The 16,785-nt window shown below is 62.9% G+C and carries 17 protein-coding genes; 3 read left to right on the top strand and 14 right to left on the bottom strand.

Annotation, left to right across the window (positions count from 1 at the left end):
- Positions 1 to 45 precede the first annotated feature (45 nt).
- The 6 genes from AC07VU_RS01930 to ppc form a co-directional block, all read right to left on the bottom strand.
- The gene (locus tag AC07VU_RS01930; protein ID WP_274305644.1) at positions 46 to 873 is read right to left on the bottom strand and encodes an isocitrate lyase/PEP mutase family protein; all 828 of its coding nucleotides are present in this window, start codon (positions 871 to 873) and stop codon (positions 46 to 48) included.
- Positions 874 to 905: 32 nt separating this feature from the next.
- Complete coding sequence (locus AC07VU_RS01925; protein WP_274305643.1) at positions 906 to 1,766, bottom strand: DUF72 domain-containing protein; 861 nt, start codon at positions 1,764 to 1,766, stop codon at positions 906 to 908.
- Entirely contained in the window at positions 1,766 to 2,068 is a 303-nt protein-coding gene (locus tag AC07VU_RS01920) for a hypothetical protein (protein ID WP_009042362.1), read from the bottom strand. Before AC07VU_RS01920 ends, AC07VU_RS01925 begins: the two co-directional genes overlap by 1 nt.
- A 185-nt stretch (positions 2,069 to 2,253) precedes the next feature.
- The gene (gene tsaB / locus AC07VU_RS01915; RefSeq protein WP_274305642.1) at positions 2,254 to 2,928 is read right to left on the bottom strand and encodes a tRNA (adenosine(37)-N6)-threonylcarbamoyltransferase complex dimerization subunit type 1 TsaB; all 675 of its coding nucleotides are present in this window, start codon (positions 2,926 to 2,928) and stop codon (positions 2,254 to 2,256) included.
- 98 nt (positions 2,929 to 3,026) lie between these two features.
- Positions 3,027 to 3,674, bottom strand: coding sequence for an adenylate kinase (gene adk, locus AC07VU_RS01910; RefSeq protein WP_007927955.1), 648 nt, complete (start codon positions 3,672 to 3,674; stop codon positions 3,027 to 3,029).
- Between the two features lie 289 nt (positions 3,675 to 3,963).
- Positions 3,964 to 6,594 (bottom strand): phosphoenolpyruvate carboxylase, encoded by a 2,631-nt coding sequence (ppc, locus tag AC07VU_RS01905; protein ID WP_495029455.1) that lies wholly within the window; start codon positions 6,592 to 6,594, stop codon positions 3,964 to 3,966.
- A gap of 240 nt (positions 6,595 to 6,834) precedes the next feature.
- Between ppc and AC07VU_RS01900 the strand changes: the two genes are divergently transcribed.
- The 3 genes from AC07VU_RS01900 (at position 6,835) to lptF (ending at position 8,721) form a co-directional block, all read left to right on the top strand.
- On the top strand, positions 6,835 to 7,179 hold the full coding sequence (locus AC07VU_RS01900) for a hypothetical protein (protein ID WP_007927959.1): 345 nt from the start codon (positions 6,835 to 6,837) through the stop codon (positions 7,177 to 7,179).
- 286 nt (positions 7,180 to 7,465) lie between these two features.
- Complete coding sequence (locus tag AC07VU_RS01895; RefSeq protein ID WP_007927961.1) at positions 7,466 to 7,879, top strand: DUF4398 domain-containing protein; 414 nt, start codon at positions 7,466 to 7,468, stop codon at positions 7,877 to 7,879.
- 53 nt (positions 7,880 to 7,932) lie between these two features.
- Positions 7,933 to 8,721 carry a lipotoxin F family OmpA-related lipoprotein LptF gene (gene lptF / locus AC07VU_RS01890; protein WP_101336943.1) on the top strand — a complete coding sequence of 263 codons (789 nt, stop codon included), beginning with the start codon at positions 7,933 to 7,935 and terminating at the stop codon, positions 8,719 to 8,721.
- Positions 8,722 to 8,829: 108 nt separating this feature from the next.
- Here lptF and AC07VU_RS01885 read toward each other — a convergent pair whose 3' ends face one another.
- The 8 genes from AC07VU_RS01885 to AC07VU_RS01850 form a co-directional block, all read right to left on the bottom strand.
- Entirely contained in the window at positions 8,830 to 9,156 is a 327-nt protein-coding gene (locus tag AC07VU_RS01885; RefSeq protein WP_009042358.1) for a PA3694 family proteiin, read from the bottom strand.
- Positions 9,153 to 10,070, bottom strand: coding sequence for an alpha/beta hydrolase (locus tag AC07VU_RS01880; RefSeq protein ID WP_495029454.1), 918 nt, complete (start codon positions 10,068 to 10,070; stop codon positions 9,153 to 9,155). The genes AC07VU_RS01885 and AC07VU_RS01880 overlap by 4 nt, the downstream gene beginning before the upstream one ends.
- 151 nt (positions 10,071 to 10,221) lie before the next feature.
- On the bottom strand, positions 10,222 to 11,499 hold the full coding sequence (locus AC07VU_RS01875; protein ID WP_053259773.1) for a flavohemoglobin expression-modulating QEGLA motif protein: 1,278 nt from the start codon (positions 11,497 to 11,499) through the stop codon (positions 10,222 to 10,224).
- Between the two features lie 33 nt (positions 11,500 to 11,532).
- A complete protein-coding gene (locus AC07VU_RS01870) occupies positions 11,533 to 12,078 on the bottom strand; it encodes a hypothetical protein (RefSeq protein ID WP_087091360.1) in 546 nt (181 codons plus the stop codon).
- Positions 12,079 to 12,141: 63 nt separating this feature from the next.
- A complete protein-coding gene (locus AC07VU_RS01865) occupies positions 12,142 to 12,858 on the bottom strand; it encodes a TetR/AcrR family transcriptional regulator (protein ID WP_007927974.1) in 717 nt (238 codons plus the stop codon).
- A gap of 101 nt (positions 12,859 to 12,959) precedes the next feature.
- Positions 12,960 to 14,459 (bottom strand): lysine--tRNA ligase, encoded by a 1,500-nt coding sequence (gene lysS / locus AC07VU_RS01860; RefSeq protein WP_007927975.1) that lies wholly within the window; start codon positions 14,457 to 14,459, stop codon positions 12,960 to 12,962.
- 110 nt (positions 14,460 to 14,569) lie between these two features.
- A protein-coding gene (prfB, locus tag AC07VU_RS01855) for a peptide chain release factor 2 (RefSeq protein WP_097136878.1) occupies positions 14,570 to 15,665 on the bottom strand; the annotation gives its coding sequence in 2 pieces (ribosomal slippage) (positions 14,570 to 15,592 and positions 15,594 to 15,665; 1,095 coding nt in all).
- 108 nt (positions 15,666 to 15,773) lie between these two features.
- The gene (locus AC07VU_RS01850) at positions 15,774 to 16,775 is read right to left on the bottom strand and encodes a response regulator (protein ID WP_007927977.1); all 1,002 of its coding nucleotides are present in this window, start codon (positions 16,773 to 16,775) and stop codon (positions 15,774 to 15,776) included.
- Positions 16,776 to 16,785: the final 10 nt, after the last annotated feature.

Here is a 16,785-nt window from a genome sequence, read left to right as displayed (position 1 = left end):
CTCATTAGCCTGAGCGCGGCCAGCAACGACGCTTTCCCGCCCCGCTCAGCCCTTGAACAACCGATTGATCTGCCCGAACGGCAAAGCCTGGTCGGCAAAGTCGAAGCTGCCGTGGTCGCGGATTTCCTGCGCCGCCTGATAGAAGGCGCCATAGGCGGCCCGCGCCAGGGCCGAACCGACGCTGATCCGCTTCACCCCCAGCTCGCTCAACTGCGCCAGGGTCAATTTCAGGCCGCCCGACATCAGCACGTTGACCGGTTTGGGCGCCACCGCGCGGACCACGGCGATGATTTCCTCGGCCGAGCGCAACCCAGGCGCATACAGCACATCGGCGCCGGCCTCGGCATAGGCTTGCAGGCGACGAAGGGTGTCCGGCAGGTCCTGCCGGCCATGCAGCAGGTTTTCCGCCCGTGCCGTGAGCACAAAGGGAAAAGGCAATTGCCGCACTGCGGCGACCGACGCCTCGATACGCTCGACCGCCAGTTTGAAGTCATAGATCGGATCATCGGCCCGACCCGTGGCGTCTTCGATGGAACCGCCCACCGCCCCGCAGGCGGCCGCTTGGCGCAGGGTCCGGGCACAGCCTTCGGGGCTGTCGGAAAAACCGTTCTCCAGGTCCACCGCCACCGGCAGGCTGCTGGCGCCGACTATGGCGCGAACGTTGCCCAGGGTGTCCTCCAGGGACAAGGCACCTTCGGCGTCGGGGCGCCCCAGGGAAAAAGCCAAACCGGCGCTGGTGGTCGCCAGGGCCTCGAAGCCGAGGCTGGCCAGCATCTTGGCGGAGCCCGCGTCCCAGGGGTTGGGAATCACGAAAGCCCGATCACGCTCATGCAGGGCCTTGAAGGTTTGGGCACGAAGGGTTTGCGCATCCATTGGCGGACTCCTGGACAGGGAAATGATCCCGTTCAGAGCAAGCCGAGTTGCTCCGCGGCGGGCTCTCTGTATAGCTCAGGCAAGGCCGGCAATCCAGGCAGGCGCTCCATCAGGCGCGCATGGAAACGCCGCGCCAGCTCGGCGGCCAGGCGGTTATCGGCGGTGTGCAGGAAGATGTAGGGGGTTCGCCCTTCCTCGACCCAGCCGGCGACCTTGTCGATCCAGGGCACCAGGAACGGATCGTTGGCCTCAAGCTCCGGATGACCGATAAAGCGCACCTGGGGAAACTGGGTGAAGGCGGCCGGGCGCGGCGGTACCTTGGGTTTCTTCGATTGCGCATGGAGCACCGACGGCTCGCTGGAAGTGCAACTGAACAAGGCGCGCGGGTCGAGGCAGATGCGCTCTACCCCACGATCCAGCAGCAGGCGGTTGAGCATGCGCTCGGCATCGCCCTTGGCGAAGAAATCCCGATGCCGGACTTCCACCGCCAACGGCCGCTCCAGGCCGTCGATAAAGCCCGCCAATTCCGCCAGGCGCTGCGGTGTGAAGCTCGCGGGCAGTTGCAGCCACAGTGGCGAAACACGTTCGCCCAGCGGGCTGAGCAACTGCAGGAAGCTCTCGGCCGCGCCCAATTGTTCGCGCAGGTCGCCGCCATGGCTGATGTCGCCGGGAAACTTGGCGGTGAAGCGGAAATGTTCGGGCATGGTCTGCGCCCAGCGCTGCACCGTGGCCTCGGCGGGGCGCGCATAGAAGGTGGTATTGCCTTCCACGGCATTGAAGACCTGGCAATACAGGCCGAGAAAATCCGTCGGCCGCGCGCTTTCCGGGTACAGGTACTCACGCCAGGCGTTTTCGCTCCAGGAAGGACAACCGAGGTAATAAGGCAGCAACATCAGATGTGCAGGTCGAGACCCACCACTTCCATATCCCAATCGACGAAACCGGCGGTGGTCAGGTAGCTGGCCAGAGCATTGGCCACGCTTCTTTTCATGGCGCGGTGGAAGATCATGTCCTGCGGACGGGCGGGCAGGTTGCTGGTGCGCCCGGCGGAAGCCTGGGAGCGCGCCTGGGCAGGAGTCTCGGGTTGGACTTCGACGGCATCTGCGTCCTCGAGGGAGTCGTCCAGCAGCACGCTGCCTTTGCGAGGCTTGCGCTTGATGGGGTAGGACTGAGAGGAAATGCCGTCTATGCGCATAATCACATGCTCGATATCGATGATGGCAATTTAGCGGCACCTCGCCGACTACGCAAATGCCGAGTGATAACTAGAACACAGAAAATGCAAAAGGTTTAAAAGCCACCGGAAACTGGCACGAAAACCTGACGATTGACACGCTCGCCACGCGGACTCGTGATGGCGAACAGCTCTGCAGCGGCCTGTCAGCGGGCTTTTGGCGTCGCCACCTTGTCCCGCAGATACACCGGTTGCGCCTCGTCCGCCGGGATCGCCTCGCCGCGTTCCCAGGCAAAGCACGCCAGGGTCAGCAAATCTTCGGCGTGGGGCAGCATGCCCGCGTCCTGGCCACTGAGATTGACCCCGATACGCTCGGCGTAGCCCCAGCCGGTGCCCGCGCCGAACCAGTCGCCGCTGGCGTCCGCCGGCAACGCAGCGGCTTCCGGCGGCAGCACCGCTTCGGCCCCTGCCAGGCGCATCTCGCCCGCCACTTCGCGGTAGCAGCCCCAGTAGACCTCATCCATTCGCGCATCGATGGCGGTGGCCACCTGGGTCGCGCCGTGTTCGCGCAATGCGCGCTGCGCCAGCACCGCCAGGTTCGACACCGGCAGCACCGGGCGCTCCAGGGCGAAGGCCAGGCCCTGGACCACGCCGATGGCGATCCGCACACCGGTAAAGGCCCCAGGCCCGCGACCGAAGGCAATGGCATCGACGGCCTGCAGGCTGGTGCCGGCATCGGCCAGCAGTTTCTGGATCATCGGCAGCAGCTTCTGTGCATGCAGGCGCGGGATCACCTCGTAGTGGCTCGTCACCTTGCCGTCGTGCAGCAAGGCGACCGAGCAGGCTTCAGTCGCGGTGTCCAGGGCCAGCAAGGTGCTCATCGATGTATCCATAAGGCAGAGGAAGTTGAAAAAAGTGACGCATTATAAACAGCAACGGCCCGCAAGCGGGCCGTTGAAGATCAAGCTGGTACGACTGATCAGCTCAGCGCTTCGAGCACCTTGCCGGTGATCGACTCGACCGAACCGACGCCCGCGATGTGGCTGTACTTCGGCTTGCCCTGGCTGGCGGCCAGGCTCTGGTAGAACTCCACCAGCGGCTTGGTCTGGGAGTGGTAGACCGACAGGCGATGACGCACGGTTTCTTCGGTGTCGTCTTTACGCTGGACCAGGTCTTCACCAGTGATGTCGTCTTTACCGGCGATTTTCGGCGGGTTGTAGACGGTGTGGTAAACGCGGCCAGAGGCCTCGTGCACACGGCGACCGGCGATACGCTGGACGATCTCTTCGTCGTCGACGGCGATCTCGACTACGTTGTCCAGCTCGACGCCGGCTTTGACCAGCGCTTCGGCCTGAGGAATGGTGCGTGGGAAGCCGTCGAACAGGAAACCCTTGGCGCAATCGGCCTGGCTGATGCGTTCCTTGACCAGGTTGATGATCAGGTCATCGGAGACCAGACCACCGGCGTCCATCACGCTCTTGGCTTTCAGGCCCAGCTCGGTGCCGGCCTTGACCGCTGCGCGCAGCATGTCGCCGGTGGAGATTTGCGGAATGCCGAATTTTTCGGTGATGAACTTTGCCTGAGTACCTTTACCGGCCCCGGGAGCTCCCAGCAGAATTACGCGCATCGATGTGCTCCTCAATTTTTTATTTAGAAACGCTCGGATTCGCCTCGTGGGGCCAATCTCGGAAATGGGATAGTGGCCGCCCAAACGGCCAAAGGCTGATCAAGATACACAGCCGACACAGCGCACACAAGCAGCCGAAAGTCGGAGCAACCCGCCGCCTTTATGCCCTGGCGACAGGGTATTGCTGGTCGCAACCCCATAACAAAGTGTCGCCTGGCGACGGTCGCCAGCCCTCTCGGGCCAGCGCTCGAAGTACCGTGCCAAGCCACTGAAAACCCCGGCAATTACCTTAGCCGGTATTGCGCAAACCGGCGGCAATCCCCGCCACAGACACCAGCAGCGCCTGTTCCACCGGGCTGTCCTGGGCGCCGTCCTGGCGTCGCGAACGAGCCAGCAGTTCGGCCTGCAATAGATGCAGCGGGTCCAGGTAGGTATTGCGCAGGCGAATGAACTCCAGGGTGTCGGGGCTATGTGCCAGTAACTGCGACTGACCGGTCAGCCCCAAGACCACCGAACACGCCTGCGACAATAAGTCGCGTAAATGCGCACCCAATGGCAGCAGCGCCGGTTCGACCAATCGTTCGTCGTAGGAACGGGCGATATCCGCATCGGCCTTGGCCAGCACCATCTCCAGCATGTCGATGCGCGTGCGGAAAAACGGCCACTGTTCGCGCATCTGCCCCAGCAACTCGCCCTCCCCGCGCTCCAGGGCCTTGCTCAGGGCGGTTTCCCAGCCCAGCCAGGCCGGCAGCATCAGGCGGGTCTGGGTCCAGCCGAAAATCCATGGGATGGCCCGCAGGCTTTCGATGCCGCCGGCGCGCCGCTTGGCCGGCCGGCTGCCCAGTGGCAGGCGCCCCAGTTCCTGCTCCGGTGTGGACTGGCGGAAATACTCGACGAACTGCGGGTTCTCCCGCACCACCGCGCGATAGGCCTTCACCCCATCGTCGGCCAGTTCGTCCATCAGGTCGCGCCATGCCGGCTGCGGCAGGGGCGGCGGCAGCAAGGTCGCTTCCAGCACCGCCGCCAGGTAGAGATTGAGGTTCTGCTCGGCGATGTCCGGCAGGCCGAATTTGAAACGAATCATTTCCCCTTGCTCGGTGGTACGGAAGCGCCCCGCCACCGACCCCGGCGGCTGCGACAGAATCGCCGCGTGGGCCGGGCCGCCGCCACGCCCCACGGTGCCACCGCGACCATGGAACAGCAGCAGCTCAACCTGCTGCTCGCGGCAGATATCCACCAGTTTTTCCTGGGCCCGGTACTGCGCCCAGGCGGCAGCAGTGGTGCCGGCATCCTTGGCCGAGTCGGAATAACCGATCATCACTTCCTGCGGGCCCTGCAGGCGCGAACGATAGCCTGGCAGAAGCAGCAACTGCTCGATCACCGGGCCGGCGTTGTCCAGGTCGGCCAGGGTTTCGAACAGCGGCACCACGCGCATCGGCCGCAGCACGCCCGCTTCCTTGAGCAGCAGTTGCACGGCGAGCACATCGGATGCCGCGCCGGCCATGGAGATCACATAGGAACCCAGCGAAGCCGCCGGGGCCGCAGCGATTTCCCGGCAGGTCGCCAGCACTTCGGCGGTGTCGGCCGAGGGCTTGAAATAACCGGGCAACAGCGGACGACGGCTGCCCAGTTCGCGCATCAGGAAATTGATGCGCTCTTGCTCGCTCCAGTCGCCGTAGCGGCCCAGGCCCAGGTAGTCGGTGATTTCGGTCATGGCCGCGGTGTGCCGCGAGGAGTCCTGGCGCACGTCCAGGCGCACCAGGAACAGGCCGAAGGTCACCGCGCGGCGCAGACAGTCGAGCAACGGACCGTCGGCGATCACGCCCATGCCGCATTCGTGCAGGGACTCGTAGCAGAGCTCCAGCGGGTCCAGCAGCTCGCGGTTGTTCTGCAGCACCTGGGCAGTCGCCGGCACGCTACCGCTCAACGAGGCCTGGGCCCAGTTGCGGGTGGCCCGCAGGCGCTCGCGCAATTGCTTGAGCACCGCGCGATACGGCTCGGCGCTGTCGCCGGCCAGTGCCCGCAATGTCGCGTTGGCTTGCTGCATGGACAGGTCGGCCGCCAGTTGATCGACATCGCGCAGGTACAGGTCGGCGGCCATCCAGCGTGCCAGCAACAGCACCTCGCGGGTCACCGCCGCGGTGACATTGGGGTTGCCGTCACGGTCGCCGCCCATCCACGAAGCAAAGCGGATCGGCGCCGCCTCCAGCGGCAAATGCATGCCGGTGGCCGCGTGCAAAGCCTGGTCGGCCTTGCGTAAATAGTTGGGGATGGCCTGCCACAGCGAATGCTCGATCACCGCGAAGCCCCACTTGGCTTCGTCCACCGGGGTCGGCCGGGTCCGGCGGATTTCTTCGGTGTGCCAGGCCTCGGCGATCAGCCGCTGCAAGCGTGTCTGGATCTGCGCGCGCTCGGCCGAGGTCAGGTCGCGATGGTCCTGGGCAGCCAACTGCGCGGCGATGGCATCGTATTTCTGGATCAGCGTGCGGCGGGCGACTTCGGTGGGGTGGGCGGTCAGCACCAGCTCGATCTCCAGCCGTCCCAACTGCCGGGCCAGCGCCTCGGCACCATGGCCTTCGGCCCGCAGGCGCGCCAGCAGTTCCGGCAGCACCCGCGACTCGAACGGTGCCGGCTGCGACTCCTCGCGACGGTGAATCAACTGGTACTGCTCGGCGATGTTGGCCAGGTTGAGGAACTGGTTGAACGCCCGCGCCACCGGCAGCAGCTCTTCCTCGCTGAGCTGGTTGAGGCTGGCGCTGAGTTCGGCATCCAGCGAACCGCGTCGGTCGGCCTTGGCACCCTTGCGAATCTGTTCGATCTTGTCGAGGAAACCCTCGCCATACTGTTCACGAATGGTGTTGCCCAACAGCTCACCCAGCAGGTGAACATCTTCGCGCAAGCGCGCATCAATATCGGTCATCTACCTGTTCTCCAGCGGACTCGGGGCTCCTGGTAAGCCCCAAGAGTGCCGCCAGCACATGGCTATTAGCAAGGGCGGTCTTGACGCGAACGGCTGCGGGCAACGCCGGTGCACGACGAAGCGCCTTTAAACCTTGCACGATGGAGCTAGTCTCAAGAGTAAGCCGCACAACGGCTTAGCGCCGGCACAGGCCGGTCACTCACCAAGCCCTGCCACAAGCAGGTGTTCATTGAGGTTGCCATGAAAATCCGTGAGCTCGCGCAACACTGGGAAGAAAACGCCAAGGGTCGCCTGACCCAGACCGGCTACACGATCTACCTGGATGTCGAAGCCGCCGCACGCCTGGCGGCAATTTCCGAGATGTACCCCAAACGCCGGACCGAGGAACTGCTCGGCGAACTGATCGGGGCCGCCCTGGAGGAACTCGAGACCAGCTTCCCTTATGTCCAGGGCCAGCATGTGGTCGCTACCGATGAAGAAGGCGATCCACTCTACGAAGACATCGGCCCTACCCCGCGTTTTCTCGCCCTGTCGCGGCGTTATCTGCACGATCTGTCGGCTCAGGCAGACGAGCAGAAACACTGATCCACGCCTGCATTTCTCACCGATACGAGCGTTATTCCTGACCCCGGATCGGGTCAGGAGTACCCCTGCGCACGGCAAAAGTTCCTTATTTAGAGCCTTGTCCACACAGTCAGGAAATTTCCGGGCGATAGGCCATCTTCTCTGAACTATTCAAAAAAGCCTCGGGTCACAGCCAATAACCATCACTGGAACGGCCGTTTCATTTTCAACGCCCCCAGCCTTGTCGTCACTCAGCGTTACGGCGTCGGAACCGGGATGGATTTTGATGTTTTTCAGGAGTTATCCAATGGAGTTGAAGACCATGAAGATCAGCACTGCCAAATCCTCGTCAACCTCTCTGCGCGGGCTGAAACTGGCCGCGCTGGCTCTCGGTAGCAGCCTGGTCCTGGCCGGTTGCGCCGGTAATCCGCCAAGCGAGCAATACGCGGTGACGCAATCTGCGGTCAACAGCGCAGTCAGCGCAGGCGGTACCGAATTTGCCGCGGTGGAAATGAAATCGGCTCAGGACAAGCTCAAGCAAGCCGAGCTCGCCATGCACGACAAGAACTACGACGAAGCCCGGCGTCTGGCCGAGCAGGCCGAATGGGACGCCCGCGTCGCCGAGCGCAAGGCTCAGGCAGCCAAGGCCGAACAGGCATTGAAGGACTCTCAGAAAGGCGTTCAGGAACTACGTCAGGAAGGCATGCGCAGCGTGCAATGAGCCGCGGGCGCCGATTCCCACGTATTCGCAATCGATAAAAGGACGAAACCATTATGCGTAAACAACTGATGATCCCTGCCCTGCTGGCCCTGAGCGTAGCGCTGGCGGCATGCTCCACCCCGCCTAACGCCAACCTGGAAAACGCCCGGACCAACTACTCGGCCCTGCAGGCCAACCCGCAGGCCACCAAGGTGGCTGCCCTGGAGACCAAGGACGCCAGCGAATGGCTGGACAAGGCCGACAAGGCCTATCTGAACAAGGAGGATGAAAAGAAGGTCGACCAACTGGCCTACCTGACCAACCAGCGGATTGAAGTGGCCAAGCAGACCATCGCCCTGCGCACCGCGGAAACCCAGCTCAAGGACGCCGGCGACCAGCGCGCCAAGGCGCTTCTGGATGCCCGTGACGCACAGATCAAGCAACTGCAATCGAGCCTCAACGCCAAGCAGACCGACCGCGGTACGCTGGTGACCTTCGGTGACGTACTGTTCGCCACCAACAAGGCCGACCTGAAATCCAGCGGCCTGGTCAACATCAACAAGCTGGCGCAGTTCCTGCGCGACAACCCTGACCGCAAAGTGATAGTCGAAGGCTACACCGACAGCACCGGCAGCGCGGCCTACAACCAGTCGCTGTCCGAGCGTCGCGCCACTTCGGTACAGGTCGCCCTGATCAAGATGGGTGTCGATCCGGCACGCATCGTCGCCCAGGGTTATGGCAAGCAATACCCGGTTGCCGACAACGGCAGTGTTTCCGGACGCGCCATGAACCGTCGCGTGGAAGTGACCATTTCCAACGACAACCAGCCGGTCGCGCCACGTTCGGCCATCAGCGCCAACTAAGCCCGGCCCCGCGCGATAAACCGCGCAGCCAATAAAAAGCCCCGCCTTGATCGGCGGGGCTTTTTTATCCGGCAACCGGATCGCGGCTTGCGCTGGCATGCCGACCGGTCACTGCTCCAGCTTCGGGGTTTCCTGGCCCATGCAGCGCACGGCCCGCTTCTTGTTGTTGATCAGCACGCCCGTCAGCCCCTTCTGCTCGGTGTCGAACAGCACCAGCACGCCATCGATGCATTGCGCCACCTCGGCCGCCGGCTCCAGGGACACCTTGTAGTCTTCGCCGGGCACGGTCTTGAGCATGGTGAAATCGTTGAGCAGCAACGCATCCTCCGGCTTGGCGAAATGCAGGTAGCCGTAGTACCACAGGCACGCCACGGTGCCGAGGATGCTGCAGATACCGGTGATGATCAGGGGGATGGCGTTACGTTCTTCGCTCATTGCGGACTCTCTGGAGGTTCTACGACTGGATTCAAAGGTGTGGGGTAATTGGGGATTTCGCCCAGGCGGCGCAGGCCGTTGAAATGCTGCGGGTCCTCAAGGTAACGCAACATCACCTGGCGCCAGACCGGGTCGGCGAAGGTCTGCACATGACCGCCTCGGGTCAGCTGCAGCACCCTGGGCGGGGGCGCAGCTTGATACAGACGGATGCCGTTGGAAAGCGGTACGAGGGAATCGTCGATGCTGTGGTAGATCAGCTTGGGCACGCCATCCAGGCGCGCGATGGCCTTGATCGCACTGTCGCCATCCGGCACCAGCCAGGACAGCGGCACCTGGAACGGCCAGGTCATCCAGGACGTACTCAGGGCAAAACGACCCACCTCGCGGTAACTGGCCGGCACCCCGTCGAAGACTATGGCCTTGAGCTGGCGCTGGCGCTCCGGGTGCTGTTCCACCAGATAGTGGATGGCCAGGGCGCCGCCCAGGCTCTGGCCCAGGACAATCAGCGGCTTGCCCTGGACCTCGGGCGCCCGGTCCAGCCACTGGAAGGCCGCGTCGATGTCCTGGTAGATCGCCGGCAGGCTCGGTTTGCCTTGCGACACCCCGTAGCCACGGTAGTCCACCAGCAGCACCTGGTAGCCCTGCTCCGGCAACCACCAGCTGCCGCCGAGGTGCCCGGACAGGTTGCCGCCATTGCCGTGCAGGTGCAGCACCGTGCCCTTGACCGGCACCCCGGCCTTGGCCGGCAGCCACCAGCCGTGCAAGCGCGTACCGTCGGCGGTGGTCAGGGTGACGTCGCGGTAGTCGAGCCTGGCCTTGTCCGGGGTGAACGGCAGGCCCCGCTCGGGATAGAACAGCAGCGAGCTGCAACCGCTCAGGGTCAGCAGCAGGCAGACAATGCTGAGGACTCGCATCCGTTTGAAGCCTCGCGACAGGGGATGAAAAGGATACTTCCGTAGGAGCGAGGCTTGCCCGCGATAACCGATGGCGCGGTGGCTCGGAAAAACCGCGGCGCCTTTATTGCGGGCAATCTAACGTCGATCGGCCGCTCCTACAGGGTATGCGTCAGAGGATGTTCGAGTAATCCGCCTCGATCCGGTCCAGGCTCAGGTGATTGAGGAAGTTGGAGAAGCACATCCAGGCCGACAGCGCGTTCATGTCGCGGAACTGGTCCGGCAGGTACTTGGGCGGCACCACCAGGCCTTCGTCGACCAACTGGCGCAGGGTCCGCATGTCCTCCAGGGTGGTCTTGCCGCAGAACAACAAAGGTATCTGCTCGAGCTTGCCCTTGCGCACGGCCAACTGAATGTAGTTGTAAACCATGATGAAGCCCTTGAGATAGGACAAGTCTTTGGTGAATGGCAGACCCGTCGGCACCGAACCGCGGAACACCCGGCTGGCATTGCCGTAACTTTCGGCCATTTCGAAACCCTGCTCGCGGAAGAACTCGAACACCTGCATGAAATCCGCGCCCTCCTCCACCATGTGAATGGCGCGAGTGCGGTTGGTCAGCTTGCGCAGCCGGCTCGGGTAGGAGGCGAAGGTAATGATCTCCATCAGGATCGCCAGGCCTTCCTGGGTCACGGTCGACGAGGGCGGGCCCTTGGACAGGAAGGTGCAGATCGGCTGGTTCAGGCCGTTGAGAGTAGTGCCCACGTGGACCAGGCCTTCGTGGACTTCCAGGGCGCGCACATCGCGATCGTTGAACAGCGCGTCGGCGCGGATCTTGATGTAGTCGGCACCGGCCGCCGCGTCCGCGACTATGCCATCGGACTCGAAGACCCGGATGGTTTCCTCGGCCTCGCCGAACACCTTGTTCAGCCGGCTTTGCAGCAGGTTCACCGCTTCCTTGGCGCTCAGGGTCTTGGGTTCGTCCTTGAGATCGCCACGGCCGTCGATATTGTTCAGGTAATCCGAGAGCATCAGGCCCAGGTCGGCCAAGGTCGGGTCGCCGGCATGAAAGGCGTCGGAGGCCGCGCCGTAGAGTTCCTGGGAAATCAGCCCGAAGTCCTCGGTGCCACGGGCCTCGAGCATCCGCACCACCATGCGGTACTCCTTGCACATGCGCCGCATGATCTGCCCCACCGGGTTGAACTGGCCCAGCTGGCGGGTGATGTCACGCTCGATGTTCTGGAACTCCAGCTTCACCGCGCTGGAGTCGAAAGACAGCGGCCGGCCTTCGTAATAGGCGCGGTCCACCGCCGGCATTTCCTTGCCCTTGGCCTTGAGGAAACCTTTGCGGATGTTGTCATCCCACTTCACCGCATCCAGTACGCGGATCGGCGTCTGTGCCAGCACAATGCGATCGGACAAGGTGCGTATCGTCTGCTGGTAATCGTCCACCCCAAAACTCCCGTTAAAACGTCTGTACTGCGTTTACTTGCCTGCCCGCTGGAAGCGCGCCGCCTCGACGAACACGTCGGAGTTGGCGGGATCGTCCAGATAGGCGAAAACCTGTGGCAGCGCGCTGTCGATCAGCACGCCCTCGCCGTCCTTGGTGTCGAACGGTTCGCCCCGCAGGGCGTTCTGCCCGCGGGCCTGATTGATCTGCTCGAGATCGAGCTGGTAGAGCACCAGCTCGTGTTCGTCGGTCAACTCGAAACCGGCGATGGTGAAGTGCCCACCGAGCGCCTGGGGCACCGCCGCCGAGAGATACCAGCGGCTGCCGTGGCGGGAAACGGTGAACTCGTAAGTATCGTGCTGCTGCGGCTTGGCCTTGACGGAAGTGACGGCCTTATAGCGGTTGTTGCCGATGCGGCTCAGTTGCAGGGTGAGCGGTTCGCCCCAGGCATTCTTGCTGGTCCATTTGCCGAGCAGCGCCGCGGGCGCCGCCTGATCGGCCGGCAAGGGTTCCTTGAAGGACACCAGGCAGCCACTGAGCAGCAGGAACGACAAGGCGATCACAACGCGCCAGGCTTTCATTCAACACTCCCTATCAGCAGTCGACCCGTAGCCGCTAGCGCAGCCTGCGTTCGGGCGGGCGGATCACACCGAGGCCAATACCAGGTGCATGTACCGGGTCAGAATGCCCAGCATGTCTTCGTCGGCCAGAGGCTCTGCCCCGTTGAGCAGGCCCTGATATTCCATCCGTCCGATTATAGACGTCAACACTTTGGCATCCTGTTGCGGCTCGCGAGAACCCAATACCTGGAAAAACTGGCAGGTGCCCTGCAGCAGGATCTGCTGGTGGGAACGCACCAGCAGCGCCAGGCGCGGGTTGAGCAGCGCTTCCTGGCGAAACGCCTGCTCGGCCATCAGATGCTCGCGGCGGTTGTGCAGTTGGCGCTGCACGTAATCGGCGGTCAGGCGCGCAATGTCATCGGCCAGTTGCGCGCGGGACTGCGGGCTGCCGTCGCCATAGGCGACCATCTCCCGCAGCAAGCCCTCGTTGTTGGCCCACAGCTTGGCCATGAAGGCGGCGCTGCGCTCGACGTATTGGGCGAAGGTATCGGTGAGCAGGTCATCGATATCCTTGAAGTAGTAGGTGGTGGCCGACAGCGGCACACCGGCTTCGGCGGCGACCGCGCGATGGCGCACGGCGCGCACGCCATCGCGCACGACGATGCGCATGGCCGCGTCGAGAATATCCTGGCGACGTTGCTCACTGCCCTGTCGGCTGGCCTTGCGGCCCTGGTACTGAACACTTTCAGCGACCGCAGTGGCGATGCCAGCTGCACCTTCTTGAGCAATTGCACGGTTCACGACAGGTATTCCTCTCACATAAAAAATGAAAAAAGCAGTACGTCAGTGCCACACAGACAATAAAAAGCCGCCTGTTAGCGGCGGCTTTTTATTCAACATATTTACGCTTGCGGCCGCATGTGCGGGAACAGGATCACGTCGCGGATCGACGGGGAGTTGGTCAGCAGCATCACCAGGCGGTCGATGCCGATACCTTCACCGGCGGTCGGCGGCATGCCGTACTCCAGGGCGCGAACGAAGTCGGCATCGTAGTGCATGGCTTCGTCGTCACCGGCGTCCTTGTCGGCCACCTGGGCCATGAAACGCTCGGCCTGGTCTTCCGCGTCGTTCAACTCGGAGTAGGCGTTGGCGATTTCGCGACCACCGATGAACAGCTCGAAACGGTCGGTCACGTTCGGGTTCTCGTCGTTGCGACGGGCCAGCGGCGAGACTTCGAACGGGTACTGGGTGATGAAGTGCGGCTGCTCCAGCTTGTGCTCGACCAGCTCTTCGAAAATCATCACCTGCAGCTTGCCCAGGCCTTCGAAGCCGAGCACCTTGGCACCGGCCTTCTTGGCGATGGCGCGAGCCTTGTCGATGTCGTTCAGGTCCTCAAAGGTCAGCTCGGGGTTGTACTTGAGGATCGAGTCGAACACCGACAGGCGGGCGAACGGCTCGCCGAAGTGGAACACCTTGTCGCCGTACGGCACGTCGGTGCTGCCCAGGACCAGCTGCGCCAGTTCGCGGAACAGTTCTTCGGTCAGGTCCATATTGTCTTCGTAGTCGGCGTAGGCCTGGTAGAACTCCAACATGGTGAATTCAGGGTTGTGCCGGGTCGAAACGCCTTCGTTACGGAAGTTGCGGTTGATCTCGAACACTTTCTCGAAGCCACCGACCACCAGGCGCTTGAGGTACAGCTCCGGGGCGATACGCAGGAACATTTCCATGTCCAGGGCGTTGTGGTGGGTCTCGAACGGCTTGGCCGCCGCACCGCCGGGAATGGTCTGCAGCATCGGCGTTTCCACTTCCAGGAAATCACGCTTCATCAGGAAGCTGCGGATATGGGCGATGACTTGCGAACGCACGCGGAAGGTTTCGCGTACGTCTTCGTTGACGATCAGGTCGACGTAGCGCTGGCGATAGCGCTGCTCGGTATCGGTCAGGCCGTGGTGCTTGTCCGGCAGCGGACGCAGCGACTTGGTCAGCAGGCGTACCTGGGTCATCTCGACGTACAGGTCGCCCTTGCCGGAACGGGCCAGGGTGCCTTCGGCGGCGATGATGTCGCCCAGGTCCCAGGTCTTGACCGCGTCCAGGGTTTCTTCCGGCAGGGTCTTGCGGTTGACGTAGACCTGGATCCGCCCGGTCATGTCCTGGATCACCATGAACGAGCCACGGTTGAGCATGATGCGACCGGCAACCTTGACCGGGATTGCAGCCTCGGCCAGCTCTTCCTTGGTCTTGTCCGCGTATTGCTTCTGCAGGTCGTTGCAGTAGTTGTCGCGGCGGAAGTCGTTCGGGAAGGCATTGCCCTTGGCGCGCTCGGCAGCAAGCTTTTCCTTGCGCAGGGCGATCAGGGTGTTTTCTTCCTGTTGCAGGGCCTGGTCGAGTTGTAGGTCGCTCATGTCTTTAAATTTTCCATCACAGGTACGTTGCCCCTTGCCTGTGGCAAGGGATCGCGGGCCAGCCTCGCTCCTACAGAAGCGCGCCGTGCCCGCGGCATGGGTGTCGCGGCTTACAGCCCCGATTTCAGGCTGGCCACCAGGTATTCGTCGATGTCGCCGTCGAGCACCTTGTCGCAGTCACTGCGTTCGATGTTGGTACGCAGATCCTTGATCCGCGAGGCATCGAGCACGTAGGAGCGGATCTGGTGACCCCAGCCGATGTCGGACTTGGTGTCTTCCAGCGCCTGGGAAGCGGCGTTGCGCTTCTGCATTTCCTGCTCGTACAACTTGGCCCGCAGCATCTTCATGGCGGTGTCCTTGTTGGCGTGCTGGGAACGTTCGTTCTGGCAGCTGACCACGGTGTTGGTCGGTACGTGGGTGATACGCACGGCCGAGTCGGTGGTGTTTACGTGCTGGCCACCGGCACCGGAGGAACGATAGGTGTCGATGCGCAGGTCCGCCGGGTTGATCTCGATTTCCACCTTGTCGTCGATCTCGGGCGAGACGAATACGGCCGAGAACGAGGTGTGGCGGCGAGCGCCGGAGTCGAACGGACTCTTGCGCACCAGGCGGTGCACGCCGATCTCGGTGCGCAGCCAGCCAAAGGCGTACTCGCCCTTGATGTGCACGGTGGCGCCCTTGATCCCGGCGACTTCGCCTTCGGACAGTTCCATGATGGTGGCGTCGAAGCCACGCTTGGAGGCCCAGCGCAGGTACATGCGCAGCAGGATGTTGGCCCAGTCCTGGGCTTCGGTGCCGCCGGAGCCGGCCTGGATGTCCAGGTAGGCGTTGTTCATGTCCATTTCGCCGCTGAACATGCGACGGAATTCCAGCTTGGCCAGGGCCTCGTCGAGACGGGTCAGTTCGGCGACCACATCGCCTACCGCGCCTTCGTCGTTCTCTTCAACGGCCATCTCCAGCAGATCGCGGCAATCGGCCAGGCCACCGGACAACTCGTCCAGGGTCTCGACGATCTGTGCCAGCGCGGAGCGCTCGCGGCCCAGTTCCTGGGCGTATTCAGGCTTGTTCCAGACGTTCGGATCTTCAAGCTCGCGGTTGACCTCGGTCAGACGCTCATGCTTTTGATCGTAGTCAAAGATACCCCCGAATAGTTTCGGAGCGCTCGGACAGGTCCTTGATAGTGTTAAGGATCGGGTTGATTTCCATGGCAGGCAGCACTCGTTGGCGAACTTTTGAAAGCCGGCGAGTATAACGTAATCAAGCTGGTGCGGCAGCCCGCCTGGCGGCTTTAGGCCCCCGCGGTGGCGGTTTTTTTCACTCGATCCCCACCTGATTGCGGCCATTGTGCTTGGCCAGATACAGGCCTTTGTCGGCGGCCGAGATCAATTGCCGGCAACTGGTGCTCGGCTGCGGCGTCATGGTGGACAGACCGATGCTGATGGTCAGGCTCGCCCCTTCGGTCGGCGCGATATGCGGAATCTTCAGCGCGGCCACGGTCTGGCGCAGTTTCTCGGCCACCAGCCGCGCCCCGCCGGGCGAGGTGTTCGGCAGCACCAGGGCAAACTCCTCCCCGCCGTAACGCGCCGGCAGATCCGACGGTCGGCTGCTGGCTTCGCGGATCGCCGTCGCCACCTTGCGCAGGGCTTCATCGCCTTCCAGATGACCGAAGTTGTCGTTGTAGGACTTGAAGTAATCGACATCGATCATCAGCAGCGACAACTGGGTCTGGTCGCGCATTGCCCGGCGCCATTCCAGCTCCAGGTACTCGTCGAAATGCCGGCGGTTGGACAGGCCGGTCAGGCCATCGGAGTTCATCAGGCGCTGCAGCACCAGGTTGGTGTCGAGCAACTGCTGCTGGCTGACCCGCAGTGCGCGATAGGCCGCGTCCCGCTGCAACAGGGTCATGTAGGAGCGCGAGTGGTAACGGATGCGCGCCACCAGTTCGATATTGTCCGGCAGCTTGACCAGGTAATCGTTGGCCCCGGCGGCGAAGGCCGCACTCTTGATCAGCGGGTCTTCCTTGGTCGAAAGCACGATGATCGGAATGTTCTGGGTCGCCGGGTGGTTGCGGTACTCGCGCACCAGCGTCAGCCCGTCCAGGCCCGGCATCACCAGGTCCTGCAGGATCACCGTCGGCTTGATGCGGATCGCCTGGGCAATAGCCTGGTGCGGGTCGGCACAAAAGTGGAAGTCGATGTTTTCTTCATTCGCCAACCCACGCCGCACAGCCTCACCGATCATTGCCTGGTCGTCGACCAGCAGCACCATCGCAGCATTTTCATCGGTTTTAAAATCGTCGAGCTGTAAATCATTCATGGGTTGTCAC

The sequence above is a fragment of the Pseudomonas sp. GW821-FHT02B10 genome, from assembly GCF_059421865.1.
Note: the sequence above shows the minus strand (reverse complement) of the source record. Positions and strands in the feature narration are given on the sequence as shown.